The organism is Jiangella anatolica (assembly GCF_003236295.1).
GTDB classification, from domain to species: Bacteria; Actinomycetota; Actinomycetes; order Jiangellales; family Jiangellaceae; genus Jiangella; species Jiangella anatolica.
Map to the genome: position 1 here is coordinate 1 of NZ_POTW01000177.1, position 3,401 is coordinate 3,401.

The window sequence follows — 3,401 nt, forward strand, 5'->3', positions numbered from 1 at the left end:
CACAAACGACGAACGCACCGCCGCACTTGCACCCTGGCTCGAGCACTACAACACTGAACGCCGCCACAGCGCACTCGGAGGACGCCCACCGATCAGCCGCCTGCTACCAACCTGATGGCCGGGTACAGCTAGCCGTTCGGCCGACAACCGCCGTTCGAGCGTCGTCAGCTCCGTCCCGTTCATGACCAATCTCCTGGCAAGCTCAAGGCGTAGACCCCGGTCGCCCCTGCCTTCGGGCATGCCGCCGGTGTTCTTGCTTGGCCAGGACCTCAACCCGCCGTCGTGGGGTTGTGGACAACCGGAGCGTCGCCGCGCTTGACCGCGCCGGGCGGGACGCCGATGACGCGCTTGAAGGCGCGGGCGAACGCCGCCTCGGACCGGTAGCCCAGCCGGCGGGCGAGCTGGGCGGCGGTCGCCTGCTCGGTGCGCAGCGCGTCCATCGCCAGGTTCATCCGCCACGTCGTCAGGTACTGCATGACCGGCTCGCCGACGACCCGGGTGAACCGGTCGGCGAAGGCCGAGCGCGACATCGTCAGCTCGGCCGCGAGGCGGGCCACCGACCAGTCGCGGTCGGGCTGCTGGTGGATCAGCGAGATGGCCCGGCCGATCTGCTCGTCGTGCAGGGCGCCGAGCCAGCCGGTGCGGGCCGCCGGGTCGGTGTCCAGCCAGGCCCGGATCGCCTGGATGACGAGGATGTCGCCGAGCCGGGTGATCACCTCCTCACCGCCGGCGCGCAACTGCTGCGCCTCGGCCGCCATCAGCCGCAGCGTGCTGTGGATCCACTCCTGCTGTGGCGACCCGCCGACCTCCACGTGGATGGTCTCCGGCAGCGCCTCGACGAGCTTGCGCGCGGCCGGGTGGTCGAACCGGACGGCGCCGCAGATGAGGATGGTCGGGGTGCCGCCACCGCCGTAGCGGATCAGCTCGTACCGGTCGCTGAGCGCCTCGCGCTCGATGTCCATGACGTTCGGCGCCGGCGCGCCGGGCTCGCCGAGGATCAGGTGCCCTCGCCCGTGCGGGACCAGCGCCAGCTCGCCGGGCAGCAGCGGCCGCGGCGTGCCCTCGAGCGACTGGATCAAGGCCGGGCCGGACGTCACGATGTGGAACCAGATGTGGCCGGGCATCGCCGGCATCGTCAGGCCCCAGGGTGCGGTCAGCTCCGACCGGCCGTAGAACGCGCCGTTCATGCGCAGCTGGTGCAGCGCCATGCCCAGCGGATCGGTGGGCGCCCAGTGATCCAGGGTCATCGTCATGTTCCGAGTATCCGCCGCGTACGTCCGAACATCCAGAGTGGCTGGACGATCGAGCATGAAGAGCGGCGAATAAGTCATAGATCGACCGGGTGGGCGCTGCTTGACTGGACGACAGGTCAAGCAACCGAATCCCGGAGGAGAATCCGATGAACGCCACCACCCTCGTCCTCGGCGGCACCGGCAAGACCGGCGCCAGGGTCGTCGAGCGGCTCACCGCCCGCGGCGCCGACCTCCGCGTCGGGTCGCGGTCGGCCGAGATCCCGTTCGACTGGACCGACCGCGCCACCTGGCCGGCCGCGCTGAAGGGCGTCGAGCGGATGTACATCTCGTACTACCCCGACATCGCCATCCCCGGCGCCGTCGACGCCGTCACGGCGCTGGTCGACCTGGCCCGCGAGTCCGGCGTCGAGCGGCTGGTGCTGCTGTCGGGCCGCGGCGAGGAGGAGGCGCAGGCCGCCGAGCGCGTCGTCATGGCGTCGGGGCTGGAGTGGACCATCGTCCGCTGCTCGTGGTTCAACCAGAACTTCGACGAGAACTACCTGCTCGATCCGATCCTCGCCGGCGAGGTCGCGATGCCGGCCGGCGACGTGCCGGAGCCGTTCGTCGACGCCGACGACATCGCCGACGTCGCGGTGGCGGCGCTGACCGAGGACCTGCACGTGGGTGAGCTGTACGAGCTGACCGGCCCGCGGTTGCTGACGTTCGCCGACGCGGTCGCCGAGATCGCCGCGGCCACCGGCCGCGAGATCGCCTTCGTCCACCTCCCGCTGGACGAGTACAGCGCGGCGCTGGCGGAGGAGGGCCTGCCGGACGACCTCGCCTGGCTGTACGGCTACCTGTTCCGCGAAGTCCTCGACGGCCGCAACACCTGGCTGGGCGACGGGGTGCAGCGAGCCCTCGGCCGCGAGCCCAAGGACTTCGCCGACTATGCGCGCGACGGCGCCGCCCGCGGCGTCTGGACCCCCTGACCACCGCACCGAGACACGAAGGAGACCGGCCATGTCGGACCGCCTCGAGACCACCGCCGTCGTCATCGCGATCACGGGTAGCGCGCTCATGGCCGGCCTGTGGTTCTTCTGCTCCGTCGCCCTGATGCCCGCCCTGTCCCACCGGCCCGCCCCGCAGGCGATCGCCGCGATGCAGGAGATCAACGCCGTCATCCTCAACCCGGCCTTCGGGCTGGCGTTCGGCGGGACCGCACTGCTCTCGCTCGGCCTGACGGTGCTGACGTTCTTCCGGCTGGACCGCCCGGCCGCCGGCCTGCTGCTGGCCGCGGCGATCGTCATCCTCGTCGGCACGTTCGTCGTGACGATGGCGTTCAACGTCCCGCTCAACGAGCAGCTGGCCGCCGTCGACTCGGGCAGCGCCGCCGGCGCCGAGGTCTGGGACCGCTATCTGTCCCGCTGGACCGCCTGGAACCACGTCAGGCTGGTCAGCTCGACGGCGTCGGTGGTGCTGTTCGCCAGCTACCTCATCCGGCGCTGACCTCGAGCTCCCCGTGGCTGGTGAGCCACTCGACCGCCTCGCGGACCGCCTCCTCCGGCGCGTACCGCGGGGCGTACCCGAGTGCGTGGCGGGCCTTGTCGATCGAGGCGAACTGGCTGCGGGACAGGTGGTCCCAGCTCTGCTCGGCGTACTCGGGCGTCGTGCGCTCGCGGAACTCGTCCCACGTGACGAAGTCCAGCGCCGGCTCGCGGCCGAACCACGCCGCCGCGTACCCGGCGAAGCCACGCACCGTCAGCGCCGACGCCGCCGTCACGTGGAGGGCCTCACCGGCGGCGGCATCGCGGTTCTCCAGCGCCAGCTGGAAGCCCTGCGCGACGTCGTCGGCGTGGACGTGGTGCAGCAGCTCGGCGCCGATGCCGGGCACCGTGAGCGGCGTGCCGGACGCCAGCGCCGTCCACACCGCCGGGTCGAGGTTGCCCAGCGGGTTGATCGGGTGCCAGCCCGGCCCGCTGATGTGCCCCGGGTGCAGCGACGTCGTCACCAGCCCGCCGCGCGCGGTCTCGTCGCGCAGCAGCCGGGCGATGGCCGCCTTCTGCACGCCGTAATCGCCGAAAGGCTCGGTCTCGCTGTCCTCGTGGATTGGGATGGACCGGCTCGGCCCGTGCATCCAGATCGACCCGCAGTGCACCAGATGCCCCACCC

Annotated in this window: 5 protein-coding genes; 3 read left to right on the forward strand and 2 right to left on the reverse strand. The window is 71.6% G+C overall.

Going from position 1 to position 3,401, the window contains the following annotated elements; translation table 11 throughout:
• Positions 1-115, forward strand: a 115-nt coding sequence (locus C1I92_RS32740; protein WP_146605141.1) for an integrase core domain-containing protein, incomplete at its 5' end; no start/stop codon positions are given.
• A 154-nt stretch (positions 116-269) separates the two neighbouring features.
• Here the strand turns inward: C1I92_RS32740 and C1I92_RS32745 are convergent.
• Complete coding sequence (locus C1I92_RS32745) at positions 270-1,247, reverse strand: AraC family transcriptional regulator (protein WP_111258809.1); 978 nt, start codon at positions 1,245-1,247, stop codon at positions 270-272.
• A gap of 152 nt (positions 1,248-1,399) precedes the next feature.
• Between C1I92_RS32745 and C1I92_RS32750 the strand changes: the two genes are divergently transcribed.
• Positions 1,400-2,221, forward strand: a complete 822-nt coding sequence (locus C1I92_RS32750; protein WP_111258806.1) for an NAD(P)H-binding protein — start codon at positions 1,400-1,402, stop codon at positions 2,219-2,221.
• A 31-nt stretch (positions 2,222-2,252) separates the two neighbouring features.
• Positions 2,253-2,738, forward strand: coding sequence for an anthrone oxygenase family protein (locus C1I92_RS32755; RefSeq protein ID WP_111258807.1), 486 nt, complete (start codon positions 2,253-2,255; stop codon positions 2,736-2,738).
• Here the strand turns inward: C1I92_RS32755 and C1I92_RS32760 are convergent.
• The coding region (locus C1I92_RS32760; RefSeq protein WP_111258808.1) for an NAD-dependent epimerase/dehydratase family protein at positions 2,725-3,401 on the reverse strand (677 nt) is incomplete at its 5' end. The two genes, C1I92_RS32755 and C1I92_RS32760, sit on opposite strands and share 14 nt — an antisense overlap.